This is a genomic window from Pseudomonas sp. PONIH3, from assembly GCF_002934345.1.
In the GTDB taxonomy this organism is placed as follows: domain Bacteria; phylum Pseudomonadota; class Gammaproteobacteria; order Pseudomonadales; family Pseudomonadaceae; genus Aquipseudomonas; species Aquipseudomonas soli.
On the sequence record NZ_CP026386.1, the window covers coordinates 5,591,689 to 5,606,621 of the forward strand.

At 64.9% G+C, this 14,933-nt stretch carries 11 protein-coding genes; 8 read left to right on the forward strand and 3 right to left on the reverse strand.

Features of this window, described 5'->3' with window-relative positions; all coding sequences use genetic code 11:
• Positions 1 to 2 precede the first annotated feature (2 nt).
• The 8 genes from C3F42_RS25935 to C3F42_RS29670 all read left to right on the forward strand — a co-directional run bounded on the left by C3F42_RS25935 (position 3) and on the right by C3F42_RS29670 (position 9,185).
• Entirely contained in the window at positions 3 to 263 is a 261-nt protein-coding gene (locus tag C3F42_RS25935; protein ID WP_023630887.1) for a YeaC family protein, read from the forward strand.
• Positions 260 to 1,090 (forward strand): DUF2797 domain-containing protein, encoded by an 831-nt coding sequence (locus tag C3F42_RS25940; RefSeq protein WP_038706528.1) that lies wholly within the window; start codon positions 260 to 262, stop codon positions 1,088 to 1,090. The genes C3F42_RS25935 and C3F42_RS25940 overlap by 4 nt, the downstream gene beginning before the upstream one ends.
• Before the next feature lie 13 nt (positions 1,091 to 1,103).
• Positions 1,104 to 3,761 (forward strand): aminopeptidase N, encoded by a 2,658-nt coding sequence (pepN, locus tag C3F42_RS25945; protein ID WP_104445099.1) that lies wholly within the window; start codon positions 1,104 to 1,106, stop codon positions 3,759 to 3,761.
• Between the two features lie 194 nt (positions 3,762 to 3,955).
• Positions 3,956 to 4,972, forward strand: coding sequence for a YCF48-related protein (locus tag C3F42_RS25950; RefSeq protein ID WP_094012585.1), 1,017 nt, complete (start codon positions 3,956 to 3,958; stop codon positions 4,970 to 4,972).
• Positions 4,969 to 7,362, forward strand: a complete 2,394-nt coding sequence (locus C3F42_RS25955) for an RND family transporter (RefSeq protein ID WP_094012586.1) — start codon at positions 4,969 to 4,971, stop codon at positions 7,360 to 7,362. The genes C3F42_RS25950 and C3F42_RS25955 overlap by 4 nt, the downstream gene beginning before the upstream one ends.
• A 97-nt stretch (positions 7,363 to 7,459) precedes the next feature.
• Positions 7,460 to 7,750: a DUF5629 family protein gene (locus C3F42_RS25960; protein ID WP_023631373.1), complete on the forward strand. Its 291-nt coding sequence runs from the start codon at positions 7,460 to 7,462 to the stop codon at positions 7,748 to 7,750.
• Entirely contained in the window at positions 7,716 to 8,846 is a 1,131-nt protein-coding gene (locus tag C3F42_RS25965; protein ID WP_031315541.1) for a lactonase family protein, read from the forward strand. Before C3F42_RS25960 ends, C3F42_RS25965 begins: the two co-directional genes overlap by 35 nt.
• A 162-nt stretch (positions 8,847 to 9,008) precedes the next feature.
• Entirely contained in the window at positions 9,009 to 9,185 is a 177-nt protein-coding gene (locus C3F42_RS29670; RefSeq protein ID WP_023631376.1) for a hypothetical protein, read from the forward strand.
• Between the two features lie 217 nt (positions 9,186 to 9,402).
• On the opposite strand, the gene C3F42_RS25970 is transcribed toward C3F42_RS29670, so the two are convergent.
• Genes C3F42_RS25970 through C3F42_RS25980 form a run of 3 tightly spaced genes read right to left on the reverse strand, consistent with a single transcriptional unit; the run spans position 9,403 to position 14,875 of the window.
• Entirely contained in the window at positions 9,403 to 9,999 is a 597-nt protein-coding gene (locus tag C3F42_RS25970; protein WP_094012587.1) for a glutathione S-transferase, read from the reverse strand.
• Complete coding sequence (locus tag C3F42_RS25975) at positions 9,996 to 13,640, reverse strand: AAA family ATPase (protein WP_094012588.1); 3,645 nt, start codon at positions 13,638 to 13,640, stop codon at positions 9,996 to 9,998. Before C3F42_RS25975 ends, C3F42_RS25970 begins: the two co-directional genes overlap by 4 nt.
• A complete protein-coding gene (locus tag C3F42_RS25980; RefSeq protein WP_094012589.1) occupies positions 13,637 to 14,875 on the reverse strand; it encodes an exonuclease SbcCD subunit D C-terminal domain-containing protein in 1,239 nt (412 codons plus the stop codon). Before C3F42_RS25980 ends, C3F42_RS25975 begins: the two co-directional genes overlap by 4 nt.
• Positions 14,876 to 14,933: the final 58 nt, after the last annotated feature.

Here is a 14,933-nt window from a genome sequence, read left to right on the forward strand (position 1 = left end):
GCATGTCCACATTCGCGCAAATGATCGAAAACATCACCCCCGAGATCTACGAGAGCCTGAAGACAGCGGTTGAAATCGGCAAATGGTCCGATGGCCGCAAACTGACCGCCGAACAGAAAGAACTGTCGCTGCAGGCGGTGATCGCCTGGGAAATCAAGAACCTCCCCGAAGAGCAGCGTACCGGCTACATGGGCCCGCAGGAGTGCGCCTCGAAGTCGGCGCCGATCGCCAACATTCTGTTCAAATCGGACTCGGTACATTGATCGAACTCGCTCGTGGCTCTCTGAGCAAGATGGCGGTGCGCCTGGACGCACCGGTCGTTCAATACAGTTTCCGCCTGGATGACACCGAGGTGCCGGTCAATCCGCTGATCGGCCAGTCGATCCGCCTCGAGTACCTCGGCGCGATCCACTGCAGCCATTGCGGCAAACGCACCAAGACCAGCTTCAGCCAGGGCTACTGCTACCCGTGCATGACCAAGCTGGCCCAGTGCGACGTGTGCATCATGGCCCCGGAACGCTGCCACTACGACGCCGGCACCTGCCGCGAGCCGTCGTGGGGTGAGCAGTTCTGCATGACCGATCACGTGGTGTACCTGGCCAACTCGTCGGGCATCAAGGTCGGCATCACCCGCGCCACCCAGTTGCCCACCCGTTGGCTCGACCAGGGCGCCAGCCAGGCGCTGCCGATCATGCGCGTGGCCACCCGCCAGCAATCCGGGCTGGTCGAAGACGTGCTGCGCAGCCAGGTGCCGGACCGCACCAACTGGCGCGCGCTGCTCAAGGGCGACGCCGAGGTACTCGACCTGCCGGCCATCCGCGAGCAGATCTTCGACGCCTGCGCCGACGGCATCCGCGCCTTGCAGGAGCGCTTCGGCCTGCAGGCCATCCAGCCGCTGCCCGACGCCGAAGTGGTGCAGATGCGCTACCCGGTCGGGGCCTACCCGAAAAAGATCGTCAGCTTCAACCTCGACAAGGATCCCGTCGTGGAAGGCACGCTGCTGGGCATCAAGGGCCAGTACCTGATCTTCGACACCGGCGTGATCAATATTCGCAAGTACACGGCCTACCAGCTGGCCGTGCTCCAGTAAAAGGATCGTCACCATGCGTACCGAACAACCGCAAGTGATCTACCTCAAGGACTATCAGGCCCCCGAGTACCTGATCGATGAGACCCACCTGACCTTCGAACTGTTCGAGGACCACAGCCTGGTCCATGCGCAGCTGGTCATGCGCCGCAACCCCGAGCGCGGCGCCGGCCTGCCGCCGCTGGTGCTCGATGGCCAGCACCTGGAGCTGCTGAGCGTGCAGCTGGACGACCAGGTGCTTGCTGCCGGCGACTACCAGCTCGATGACGACAGCCTCACCGTGCATCCCAAGGCCGAACGCTTCACCCTGGATACCAGCGTGAAGATCCACCCGGAGAACAACACCGCGCTGGAAGGCCTGTACAAGTCCGGCAAGATGTTCTGCACCCAGTGCGAGGCCGAGGGCTTCCGCAAGATCACCTACTACCTCGACCGCCCGGATGTGATGAGCGTCTTCACCACCACGGTGATCGCCGAGCAGCATCGCTACCCGGTGCTGCTGTCCAACGGCAACCCGATCGGCAGCGGGCCGGCCGAAGACGGCCGCCACTGGGCGACCTGGGAAGACCCGTTCAAGAAGCCGGCCTACCTGTTTGCCCTGGTAGCCGGTGACCTGTGGTGCGTCGAGAGCGAGTTCACCCGCCAGTCCGGCCGCGACGTGACCCTGCGTATCTATGTCGAGGAAGAAAACCTCGACAAGTGCGACCACGCCATGGTCAGCCTGAAGAAGTCCATGCGCTGGGACGAGGAAGTCTATGGCCGTGAGTACGACCTGGACATCTTCATGATCGTCGCGGTCAACGACTTCAATATGGGCGCCATGGAAAACAAGGGCCTGAACATCTTCAACTCCAGCTGCGTGCTGGCCCGCGCCGAGACCGCCACCGACGCCGCCCACCAGCGGGTCGAGGGCGTGGTGGCCCACGAGTACTTCCACAACTGGTCGGGCAACCGCGTGACCTGCCGCGACTGGTTCCAGCTGTCGCTCAAGGAAGGCTTCACGGTGTTCCGCGATGCCGAGTTCAGCGCCGACATGAACTCGCGCACGGTCAAGCGCATCGAGGACGTCGCCTATCTGCGTACCCATCAGTTCGCCGAAGACGCCGGCCCCATGGCCCACCCGATCCGCCCGGACAGCTTCATCGAGATCTCCAACTTCTACACCCTGACGGTGTACGAGAAGGGCGCCGAGGTGGTCGGCATGGTCCACACCCTGCTGGGGGCCGAGGGCTTCCGCAAGGGTAGCGACCTGTACTTCGAGCGCCATGATGGCCAGGCCGTTACCACCGACGACTTCATCAAGGCCATGGAAGACGCCAACGGCGTCGACCTGGCCCAGTTCAAGCGCTGGTACACCCAGGCCGGCACCCCGCGCCTGGAGGTCAGCGAGGCCTATGACGCTGCCGCGCAGCGCTACAGCCTGACCTTCCGCCAGAGCTGCCCGCCGACACCGGGGCAGGTTGAGAAACTGCCGTTCGTGATCCCGGTGGCGCTGGGCCTGCTGGATGCCCAAGGCAACGACCTGCCGTTGCGCCTGGCCGGCGAAAGCGCCGCCACTGGCACCAGCCGCGTCCTGTCGGTGATCGAAGCCGAGCAGACCTTCACCTTCGAAGGTATTGCCAGTCAGCCGCTGCCGTCGCTGCTGCGCGGCTTCAGCGCACCGGTCAAGCTGAGCTTCCCCTACGACCGCGACCAGTTGATGTTCCTCATGCAACACGACAGCGACGGCTTCAACCGCTGGGAAGCAGGGCAGCAGTTGGCCGTGCAGGTGCTCCAGGAGCTGATCGGCCAGCACCAGCGTGGCGAAGCACTGGCCCTCGACCAGCGCCTGATCACTGCACTGGGCACTGTGGTTGGCAATGAGTCGTTGGACCCGGCCATGGTCGCCGAGATGCTCTCGCTGCCGGGCGAGGCCTACCTCACCGAGATCAGCCAGGTGGCCGACGTGGATGCCATCCACGCCGCCCGTGAGTTCGCCCGCCGGCAGATCGCCGAGCAGCTGTTCGATGCGCTGTGGGCGCGTTACCAGGCCAACCGCGAGGTCTCGCGCAAGACCGCCTACGTGGCCTCGGCCGAGCACTTTGCCCGTCGTAGCCTGCAGAACATCGCGCTGTCGTACCTGATGCTCAGCGGCAAGCCGCAGGTGCTCGAGGCGACCCTGGAGCAGTACGAGCACTGCGACAACATGACCGAGCGTCTCACCGCCCTGGCGGTGCTGGTCAACTCGCCGTTCGGGGCCGAGCGCGCCAAGGCCCTGGAAGCCTTCGCCGAGCACTTCAAGGACAACCCGCTGGTAATGGACCAGTGGTTCAGCGTGCAGGCGGCCAGCACCCTGCCGGGCGGCCTGGCGCGGGTCAAGGCATTGATGCAGCACCCGGCCTTCACCCTGAAGAACCCGAACAAGGTGCGTGCGCTGATCGGTGGTTTCGCCGGGCAGAACCTGGTCAACTTCCACGCCGCTGACGGTTCGGGGTATCGCTTCCTGGCGGACCTGGTGATCGAGCTCAATGCGCTGAACCCGCAAATCGCCTCGCGTCAACTCGCCCCGCTGACCCGCTGGCGCAAGTATGACGACCAGCGTCAGGCGCTGATGAAGGGCGAGCTGGAGCGGATCCTCGCGTCCGGGGCGCTGTCCAGCGATGTGTACGAGGTGGTGAGCAAGAGCCTGGCGTAAGTCGGGCGAAGTTTGGGGCCGCTTTGCGGCCCCAGTCATTTTCTATGGTTAACAAAACATAACGTCCCGCTCGTTGTTTTCTGTCGGACAAGCCCGATACGATGGTCAGAAGCTATTCCAGGCCTCTGGACCAGGGGTTTCGGCAGTGCCTGGCAATAGATTGACCCACCACAAGAACACAACAGGGGGCAGTCATGAGAGAGCGGATAACGCCACGCCGCAGGCTGGCGGCAGGCGCGATGCTGGCACTGGTGCTGGGCATCGGCGCCGGCAATGCCGAGGCGGCGGTGGCCGCCGAGGAATACTCGGTGGAGTCGGCCAAGGCCAGCCAGAGCCTGTTGATCGGCGCCACCCACGCAGGCCAGCGCCTGGTGGTGGTCGGCGATCGCGGCCATATCCTGTTCTCCGACGACCAGGGCAAGACCTGGACCCAGGCCCGGGTGCCCACCCGGCAACTGCTCACCGCAGTGTTCTTCCTCGACGACAAGCGCGGCTGGGCGGTCGGCCATGATGCTCAGATCCTCGCCAGCAACGACGGCGGCGCGACCTGGAGCAAGCAGTTCGAAGACCTGTCCCGCGAAGCGCCCTTGCTCGACGTGCGTTTCATCGATGCTCAACATGGCTTTGCCGTCGGCGCCTATGGCGCGCTGCTGGAGAGCACCGATGGCGGCCAGCACTGGCAGGACGTCGCCGAGCGCCTGGACAACCCCGACCAGCTCCACCTCAACGCCATCACCCAAGTGAAGGACGCCGGCCTGTTCATCGTCGGCGAGCAGGGCAGCATGTTCCGCTCCAGCGATGCTGGCCAGAGCTGGACGACGGTGCAAGGCCCCTACGAGGGTTCGCTGTTCGGTGTGATCGGCACCGCCCAGCCCAACACCCTGTTGGCCTACGGCCTGCGAGGCAACCTGTTCCGCTCCACCGATTTCGGCGACAGCTGGCAGCCGATCGAACTCAAGGCCGAACGCGGCCCGCTCGAATTCGGCCTGGCAAGCGCTACGCTTCTCGAGGACGGCAGCCTGGTGCTGGTCGGCAATGGCGGCAGCGTGCTGCGCAGCCATGATGACGGGCAGACCTTCAGCGTGCGCAACCGCGCCGACCGTATCGCCCTGTCGGGTGTCAGCGGCCTGGGCGGTGGCGGCCTGTTGCTGGTCGGGCAAGGGGGCGTGCACCTGGCCTCGGCCGACGGTACCCAGGAGGCGCGTCCATGACCAGCCGGGAGAGCTTCGACATGCAGCACAAGGACAAGGCCACCCTGCTGGAACGCCTGATCTTCAACAACCGCCCCGTGGTCATCGGCATCTGCCTGCTGGTGAGCGTGTTCCTGTTCTGGCAGGCCACGCAGATCCGCCCGTCCACCAGCTTCGAGAAGATGATCCCGCTGCAGCATCCGTTCATCGAGCAGATGATGGAGCACCGCAACGACCTGGCCAACCTCGGCAACACCGTCCGCGTCTCGGTGGAGGCTGTCAATGGTGACATCTTCGACAAGGACTACATGGAGACCCTGCGCCAGATCCATGACGAGGTGTTCTACATCCCCGGTGTCGACCGCGCCGGGCTGAAATCGCTGTGGAGCCCGAGCGTGCGCTGGAGCGAGGTCACCGAAGAGGGCTTCTCCGGCGGCGAAGTGATCCCCAATACCTACAATGGCTCCCAGGACAGCCTCGACACCCTGCGCGACAACGTGCTCAAGTCGGGCCAGGTGGGGCGCCTGGTGGCCAACAACTTCAAGTCCAGCATCATCGATATCCCGCTGCTGGAGAACCATCCCGACCCGCAGGATCCGGGGCGCCAGGTCAAGCTCGACTACCAGCAGTTCTCCCACCAGCTGGAAGAGAAGATTCGCGACAAGTTCCAGGCGCAGAACCCGAACGTGAAGATTCACATCGTCGGTTTCGCCAAGAAGGTCGGTGACCTGATCGACGGCCTGGTGATGGTCGCGATGTTCTTCGGCGTGGCGCTGGTGATCACCTGGGCGCTGCTGTACTGGTTCACCTGGTGCATTCGCAGCACCATCGCCGTGCTCATCACCACCCTGGTAGCGGTGGTCTGGCAGTTGGGGCTGATGCATGCGGTGGGCTTCGGCCTGGACCCGTACTCGATGCTGGTGCCGTTCCTGATCTTTGCCATCGGCATTTCCCACGGGGTGCAGAAGATCAACGGCATCGCCCTGCAATCCAGTGACGCCGACAACGCCCTGACCGCGGCCCGGCGCACCTTCCGCCAGCTGTTCCTGCCGGGGATGATCGCCATCCTCGCCGACGCCGTGGGCTTCATCACCCTGCTGATCATCGACATCGGCGTAATCCGCGAGCTGGCCATCGGCGCCTCGATCGGCGTGGCGGTGATCGTGTTCACCAACCTGATCCTGCTGCCGGTGGCGATCAGCTATGTCGGCATCAGCCAGAAGGCCATCGCCCGCAGCAAGAAGGACGCGACCCGCGAGCATCCGTTCTGGCGCCTGCTGTCCAACTTCGCCAGCCCCAAGGTGGCGCCGGTATCGGTGGTGCTGGCGCTGCTGGCCTTCGGTGGCGGCCTCTGGTACAGCCAGAACCTGAAGATCGGCGACCTCGACCAGGGCGCGCCGGAGCTGCGCCCGGACTCGCGCTACAATCAGGACAACAGCTTCATCATCAGCAATTACTCGACCAGTTCCGATGTGCTGGTGATCATGGTCAAGACCCCGGCCGAGAGCTGCTCGATCCACTCGACCATGGCGCCGATCGACGAGCTGATGTGGACCATGGACAACACCCCCGGGGTGCAGTCGACCATCTCCCTGGTGACCGTGTCCAAGCAGGTCATCAAGGGCATGAACGAGGGCAGCCTGAAATGGGAAACCCTGTCGCGCAACCCGGATATCCTCAACAACTCCATCGCCCGTGCCGACGGCCTGTACAACGCCGACTGTTCGCTGGCGCCAGTGCTGGTGTTCCTCAACGACCACAAGGCCGAGACCCTGGAGCGGGTCACCGCAGCGGCCAAGGCTTTCGCCGACAGCCACAGCAAGGAAGGCCTGCAGTTCCTCCTGGCGGCGGGTAATGCCGGCATCGAGGCGGCCACCAACGAAGTGATCAAGTCGGCCGAGCTGACCATCCTGATCCTCGTGTACATCTGCGTGGCGGTGATGTGCATGATCACCTTCCGCTCGTTCGCCGCGACCCTGTGCATTGTCCTGCCGCTGGTGCTGACCTCGGTACTGGGCAACGCGCTGATGGCCTTCATGGGCATTGGCGTGAAGGTCGCCACGCTGCCGGTGGTGGCGCTGGGCGTGGGCATCGGCGTGGACTACGGCATCTACATCTACAGCCGCCTGGAGAGCTTCCTGCGCGCCGGCCTGCCATTGCAGGAGGCCTACTACGAGACCCTGCGCTCCACCGGCAAGGCGGTACTGTTCACCGGCCTGTGCCTGGCCATCGGCGTGTGCACCTGGATCTTCTCGGCGATCAAGTTCCAGGCCGACATGGGCCTGATGCTGACCTTCATGCTGCTGTGGAACATGTTCGGCGCCCTGTGGCTGCTGCCGGCGCTGGCGCGGTTCCTGATCAAGCCAGAGAAATTGGCGGGCAAGGAGGGCGGCTCGATCTTCGCCCATTGAGTGACGCCATGATCGCGGGTCAAGTCGCATCGGCGCACCGCCGCGACTTGACCCGCGATTGCGTATAATGGCGGCCTTTGTCTGAAATGGTATTACCATGACCACCCTCGCCACCGCCCTCGCAGCCTGCGACATGCTCCTGATCGACGGCCTGCACGCCTTCGACTTCACCCTCGACGAATCCGGCCTCACCATCGAATGCATGGACGGCCGCCAACTGCGCCGCTGGTCCTTCACCCCCGAGCAGATCGCTGCCGCCACTGGCGCGGGCGACGACTGGAGCCTGGCCACTGATGAAGGCGAGCATCGTCTAGTCTGTATGAGTGCTTTTCGTGCCCCGGATGAAGAAGACGATGAACAGGAAATGGACACGCCTGCTGACCGCTAGCCTGATGGCTTTGTCAGTCAACGCCCAGGCCGCCACGTTGCTGGTGGGCAGCTACACCGACAACGGCAGCGAAGGGATCTACCGCTACGACTTCAACGCTCGCACTGGCCAGATCGACGCCAAGCCCCGGCAGGTGGTCAAGAGTGTCAGCCCCTCGTGGCTGGTGCTGTCTGCCGACCAGCGCCAGCTGTTCGCGGTAAATGAAACGCCCAAGGGCAACGTCAGCAGCTTCTCGCTAAGCAGCAAGGGCGAGATCAAGCTGCTGAACCAGGTGCCCAGCCAGGGCGACGAGCCGACCCACGCCAGCCTGAGCCATGACCAGCGCTACCTGTTCGTCGCCAACTACGCCGTCGCTCCCGACCCCGGTGGCAGCCTGGTGGTGATCCCGGTGGCCAGGGACGGCAAGCTCAAACCGGTGGTGCAGCAGGCTAGGCACACGCCAAGCAAGGTCAACCCCGAGCGCCAGGCCGGTGCCCATGTGCATTCGCTGGTGCTGTCGCCCGATGGCCGCCACCTGTATGCCAGCGACCTGGGCGCGGACAAGGTGTTCATCTACCGCTATGACGGCGCCAGCCCCGAGCATCCGCTGAGCCCGGCGATTCCGCCGTCAGTGGCGTTGCCACCGGGCAGTGGCCCGCGTCATCTGCTGTTCGACGCCAAGGGTCGGCACGCCTACCTGACGCTGGAGATGAGCGCCGAGGTGGTGGTATTCGATGTGCAGGACGGTGCTCTGACCGAGCGCCAGCACTTGCCGCTGACCGACAGCAAGGATGCAGCGGCCAGGGCCGCGGGCGGGCTGCACCTGTCGGCCGATGGCCGCTTCCTCTATGTCAGCAATCGCGGCACTGCCAACGAGATCGTGGTGTATGCGGTAGGCAAGGATGACGGCCAACTGAGATTGGTGCAGCGCCGCTCGGTCGAGGGCGACCATCCCCGCGAGTTTGCCCTGGACCCCAGTGGCAACTACCTGCTGGTGGCGAACCAGAAGAGCAACCAGATCGTGGTCATGCGCCGAGATCCGCGCAGCGGCAAGCTGGGGGACACCCTGCAGAAGTTGGCGCAGCAGGCGCCTTCGGACCTCAAGTTCCTCGAATAATGGCGGACACTGAGTTGGCGTGGGAGCGGCATCGGCAATTATCAATGGCCATGATAATGGCTACTGCCGCAATGAATTTTTACAGGCAGATCCATCGGCGTAAGTTTTGACCCAAGGCCCACGACGGGCCAACGTCAACCACCGAAGTCGAGGTCTGCCAGCATGAACTTCAATCTCTTCCCACTCATCGCCGCCTCCGCCATCTCTGCCTCCGTCGTTTTGCCAGCCCACGCCCAGGCGGAGCAGGGTACCAAGGCCTCGAGCACCCACAGCTACACCCAGAAATACCTGCAACAGAGCGCGCATTTCCATGCCGCCTTGAGCAAGCACTCCAACTGAGTGTGTAAAGCCATTGGTAATAGCACAAAGCCATATGATTTAATTTGACGCTAAATTTTTGACTCGCCAAAGGGGCAGAGCATGATGTGGCGTATCACGGCGGTAGTGCTGTTGCTGATGTCCGCGCCGATTCTGGCGTTGTGAGTAGCGGGCGGCAGGAAAAAACACAGGACGAACGACGCTTTTTCCTGCGGCCTGCAGTGTGTCGCGTGGGGCACTATGGCTTCGCCATGACGGCCTCGAACAGGGATGACCCCAGCCAGCCCTGAAGCCAGCTCCGCAGCCGCGGATAAGCAGCCTCGGCGAACCATTGCGGTTCGACCCCGGCAAACTGGCGCATCAAGGGCAGCAAGGCGGCGTCGGCCAGGCTAGGGTGCTCGGCGAGTAGCCAGGGCCTGCCTTCGAGAAGGCTTTCCAGCTCGGCCAGCCAGGGCTCGGCCTGGGCGCGGTAGTGGGCCCGGGAATACTTTGGATAGCGCTCGGCATACTTGTACAGGTTTACCTGCGCCTTGAACGCGCTGTCGTTGCGGGCTATCAGCGCGTCGGCCTGGCGCGCGGCCGCTGGGTCAGCCAGCAGGCGCCAGTCTTCGGGGTCGTGGCGGTCGAGCGCCCAGCGCATGATCTCGAGGCTTTCCTCCAGTACGCCATTCCCGGTATCGAGCACCGGCACCGTGCCCTTGGGCGACAGTGCCAGCAGTTCGGCGGGCTTTTCCTTCATCTTTACCTCGACCACCTGCACGTCGCACCCGGCGTAGCGCAGCGCCAGGCGTGCGCGCATGGCCCAGGGGCAGCGGCGGAACGAGTAGAGAATCACCCGCACACCTCGACATCGCTCAGCCCATTGCCCTGACGGCGCACCTGGATCTGCACCGGGATGCGTTCGTGCATCTCCTGCACGTGGGAGATCACCGCTACCTTGCGGCCCTGAGCCTGCAGACCGTCGAGGGCGTCCATGGCCAGTTGCAGCGACTCGGGGTCGAGGCTGCCGAAGCCTTCGTCGATGAACAGCGATTCGATGCGCAGGGTGCTGGAGGCCATCGACGCCAGGCCCAGGGCCAGCGCCAGGGAGACCAAGAAGGTTTCGCCGCCCGACAGCGAGTGCACAGAGCGCAGCTCGTCGCCCATCTCGGTGTCCAGCACCAGCAGGCCCAGCGCGCTGCCGCCGCGCTTGAGGCGGTAGCGTTTGGCTAACTGGCGCAACTGGCTATTGGCGTGGTGCAGCAGCAGGTCGAGATTGTAGCCCTGGGCGATCTTGCGGAACACATCGCCCGAGGCCGAGCCGATCAGCGCATTCAGGCGCGCCCAGCGTTGCCATTGCTGGTAGGCCTGCTCGATCTGCTCGGCCAGGGCCTGGCTGGCCTGCTGACGGCGCTGGTCGTCGGCCTGGCGCGCGCGTAGTTCGGCGCAGCCTTGTTCTTGAGCGGCCAGTTGCTGCTGGAGCTCGCTGAGTGCTTGCTCCAGTTCTTCCGCCGGCAATTCGCCGTGGGCCTGGCTGGCATGTTGCTGCAGGCGTTGTTCACGCTCCTGAAGCAGCACCCGGCCTTGCTCGATGGCCTTCTCTGCAGTTTGCAGGCGCTGACGCAATTCACCGAGCTGGGCATCGTCGACGGCCAGCAGGCGGTCAAGGCCGGCATCGTCCAGCTCAGGGTGCGCGCTGCGCCAATTGGCGATTTCGCCCTGCAACTGCTGATGCTCCTGTTCCAGGGCCTGCTGACGCTGCTGGTTGGCCTTGAGGTCGCCGGCCAGTTGCACGCTTTGGGTGTGCAGCGCTTGCAGCTTCTGGACGCAGTCGGCCTCGGCGCTGCGCGCCTGCTCCAGCTGGGTATCCATGTACTGTTGCCAGGCTTCGGCGCTGGGCTGTTCACCGAGCAGTTCGCCAAGTGTGGCGCGGGCCTGCTGGTGTTGCGCGTCCAGCGTGGCAAATTTCTGTTGCAGTTGCTGATGCACGTGCAGGCGTGTCTGTTGCTGGTCCCGCAGCTTGTCGAGCTGGACTTGACGGGCCTGTTGCTCTTCCTGTTCGTCCTTGCGCAGGTCGAGTTGTTGGCGGCGCTGGGCGATCTGCTGGTCGAGGCCGAGGAAGGCGTTGGCCGGGTCGTCGCGCAGGGCCTGGAGAATGTCCTGGGGCAGCACGCTGCCCAGGTCGTCGAGGCTTTGTTCCAGTTGCTGGGCGTCGGCGGCCAGGGCCTGGTGCTGCTGGTCGAGGTGACGCTGCGCCTGTTGCTGGGCCTCGCCTGCGGCCTGCAATTGCTGGGTAAGGCGAGCGGCATCCTTCTGCAGGGTGAGCAGGGCGCCCTGACGTTTCTCGTCGCGGTCTATCTCCTCGCCGAGGCGGCGTAACTGGCCGTCGAGCCACTTGCCGCGGGCCGCGTCGTCTTGCGGGGCAAGCGCCGGCCACAGAGCATGGGCGTGGAGCTGTTCGGTCACAGGCTGCAACTGCTCGCCGAGCTGCTGTTGTTGTTGCTGGTAATCCTTGAGCTGGGCATTGACCACGCCCAGTTCGGTGCGCAGTTCCACCAGCTTGCCATTGAGCTGCTCGACTTGCTTGTGCGCCGCCTCTTCCTCGGCCTGGTCGTGTCGACCAAGGCTGTGCAGCAGGGCTTCGGGCTGGTGGAACGGGTGTTCGGCGCTACCGCAGACCGGGCAAGGCTCGCCGTCGCGCAGTTGCGCGCGCAGCTCTTCGACGCTGGTGTTGCGCGCCAGGCGCTGGCGCTCGAGCAATTGACGGGTGAGGGTCAGCGCTTGCTCGGCGCTTTCCAGCTCGGCCTTGGCCGCGGTGCCTTCGCCGATCAGTTGCTGGCGCCGCTGCATGGCTTGCTGCTGGCGTTCACGCAGGGCGGCGATGGCCTGGCGCAGTTCCTGCTCGCGACCATGCAGGCGGCCCAGCTCTTCGACGGCGCGCTGTTGCTTGCGGTTGTCCTGAAGCATGGCGCCGAGCAGATCGACCTGCTCGGCCAGCGCATGGGGTTCGGCACCGGCTTCGCGGAACAGCAGTTCGAAATGCTCGCGTTGCGCTTGCAGTTGGGCGTTGGCCTGGCTGGCCTGGGCCTGCAGCCCGGGCAGCTCTTCGCGGCCCTTGGCCAGGCGGCCGCCGGTCAGCATGACCTGCTTGAGTTGTGGCAGATAGGCCTGCCAGGCGTCGGCGAGGCCGCCCAGATGCTGGCTTTCGGCCAGGGCGGCATCGATCTGCGACAACTGCTGCTGGCTGCGTTGCTGATGGTCCTCCAGCTGTTGCAGCTGCTGCTGGCCCGCGCTGGCCTCCTGCTCGGCCTGGTTACAGGCTTCGCGCTGTTCCGTCAGGTCCTTGTCCAGGCGTGCGATGTCGCCTTGAGCGGCGAAGGCCTGGCGCAGGCGCGGAGCGTTTTCGCCTTGCAGGGCCTGCTGTTGGCCCAGGTGCTGGCGGGCGGCTTCGAGGGACTGCTGCAGTGCGTCGATATCTTGCTGCATATCGCTTTGCTGGCGTTGTTGCTGGTCGATATCCGCCTGCACCGGGGCCAGTTGCGCGGCCAGGTGCTGTTGGCGATGGAACTGGTGGCGCTGGGGCGCCAGGCGCTCCAGGCGTTGCAGGTCGACGCGCTGTTCGGCCAGTTGCTGCCACGCCTGCTCGGCGGCTTGCAGGGCAGTGCCGGCCTCATGGTGCTGGGCGTGCAGGCGCTGCTGTTCTTCGAACCAGGTGCGCTGTTGTTCGAGCAGGCGCTGGCGTGCCTGGCCGGCCTTGAACTGTTGCTGGGCCAGTTCAAGTTCCTGGTCGAGGGCGGCACGAGCTTCGGCGTCCATCGGCAGCAGATGCTCGGCCTGCTTCTTCAGATCGTTGTGTACCTCGCCGGTTTCCCGAGCCTTGCTGAAGGCGCGCTGGCCGAGGCGGGTGTAGATCGCCGTGTTGGTGAGTTTTTCCAGCAATTCGCTGCGCTCACGGTCGTCGGCCTTGAGAAAGGCGCCGAACTCGCTCTGGGCCAGCATCACCGCGCGGGTGAACTGCTCGAAATTCAGGCCCAGGCGGGCCTCGACCAGCTGCTTGTATTCGTTCTTGCCGCTACCCAGCAACTGCTCGCTGTCCAGGTCGTAGAGGCTTTGGCGGCTGTTCTGCAGCTTGCCGGTGGCTTTCTCGCGGGCGCGATTGGCTTCCCAGCGGGCGCGGTAGCGGCAGCCGTCGATGCCGATGAAATCCACCTCGGCAAAGCCGCTGCCGGTGCCACGGCGCAGCAGGTTGCGTGGGTCGGAGGTGGGGATCTCGCCGTCGGCATCCGGCACCTTGGCTTCCCGGGCGATATCGTTCAGGCGTGGCACGCTGCCGAACAGGGCCAGGCACAGGGCGTCGAGCAGTGTGCTCTTGCCGGCCCCGGTCGGCCCGGTGATGGCGAACAGGCCGGCGCTGGCCAGGGGCTCGGCGGTGAAGTCGATGTCGATGGGGCCGGCAAGGGAAGCCAGGTTCTTCAGGCGGATGGCGAGAATCTTCATGGTCGTTCCTCCTCTTGCAGCACGTCCTGCAGCAGCTCGGCAAAGTCGGCCAGGGCCTGCTCGTCGGCAGGGTTGCCGTACTGTTGTTGCCAGGCACGGCCGAACAGGTCCTGCGGGGTCAGCTGCGCCAGTTCGACAAAGGTTTGTTCATCCTCCTCCTGGCGCCCGGCGCCGGCATACTCGGCGCTGATGCGCACCAGGCGCACAGCCTTGCCTTGCAGGGCGGTCTCGATCTGCTGGCGCAGGTCGGGCTGCGGCTCGTCCAGGCGTACCCGCACCTCCAGCCAGGGTTGGCGGTTGGGGTCTTCGAGCAGGTCGATCACCGGCAATTGGCCCAATTGTTCGAGCAACTCGCCCAGCGGTGCCGGGCCGACCCGCTGCAGGGCCACGGCACGCGGCACCGGGCGCGGCTCGACGCTGACCAGTTCGGCGCCCTCCAGCTCCACTTCCAGCACCTGGTGCGGGTAGTTGATTTCAGCGAAGGACAGCGGGATCGGCGCGCCGCTGTAGCGGATGCGATCCTCGCGGTTGACCTTCTGCGGCTTGTGCAGATGACCCAGGGCGACATAGCTGATGGCCTTGTCGAACAGCCGCGCCGGCAGCGCCTCGGCATTGCCGATGATCAGGCTGCGTTCGGAGTCTTCCGAGATGCTGCCGCCGGCCATGTGCGCATGGCTGATGGCGACCAGCGCCTGGTCCTTCTTGCGTTTCTTCTGTGCTGCCGCGATCAACTGCTCGTGGACCTGGGTGATGCCCTGCAGGTAGTCGTCACCCAGCGCCGGCCCGGTGACTTCGGCGGGGCGCAGGAAGGGCAGGGCCAGGCACCAGGCGCCGACCTTGCCGCGGGCGTTGGTCAGCGGGATCAGCAGGCGCTCGGCGTCCAGCTGGCCCTCGTCGAGCCAGTGCACGCGGCCCAGGGCGTGGGTGCGCAGGCGGCGCATCAGTGGCGCCGGCAGCTCGATGCGCGAGCCGGAGTCGTGGTTGCCGGCGATCATCACGATGTCCAGCTTGGGCTGTTGCTCGTGGGCCTGGACGATGAAGTCGTAAAGGCGTTCCTGGGCTTTGACCGGCGGATTGACGGTGTCGAAGATGTCGCCGGCGATCAGCAGCGCATCGGGCTGGCGCAGGCGCAGCTGGCCTAGCAGCCAGTCGAGGAAGCAGGCGTGTTCGAAGTCGCGTTCCTGGCCATGCAGGCTCTGGCCCAGGTGCCAGTCGGAGGTGTGAAACAGACGCATGGAAGATCCGTAGGGTGAGCGGCAGGGGGCGTTTGGATTCGGGCGCTATGGTAACTCA